Raw genomic sequence first — 272 nt, 5'->3', positions numbered from 1 at the left:
TCGGGTTGGCTGACCAGACGCGCTGCTCAATACCCTCGGGGGAGAACTTCACGTAAGCGACAAAAACATAGCGGGCATAAAGATAGCAGAAAAATAAAAAAATAGTAATTGCTACATTCAACCAGATATTCACATTTTCACTTTGAATATTCGCTATAACAGAAAGACAAGGGAACACCGGAATGAATAGACAGAGTAACGTCTCAGCGCGAGTTACTCGCTTAATGTAAATTCCCTGTGCTTCTTTTTTCTTATCTTGGCGTCGATTAATC

At 41.2% G+C, this 272-nt stretch carries 1 pseudogene; it reads right to left on the bottom strand.

Annotated elements, in window-relative coordinates:
- Window positions 1–272: pseudogene (locus tag HMPREF2980_RS09550) on the bottom strand (hypothetical protein); the annotation flags it as partial.

Origin of the sequence: Rothia sp. HMSC076D04 (assembly GCF_001814645.1) — a bacterium.
GTDB classification, from domain to species: Bacteria; Actinomycetota; Actinomycetes; order Actinomycetales; family Micrococcaceae; genus Rothia; species Rothia mucilaginosa.
The sequence above is the reverse complement of the archived record's forward strand: the minus strand, read 5'-3'. Positions and strand labels throughout refer to the sequence as shown.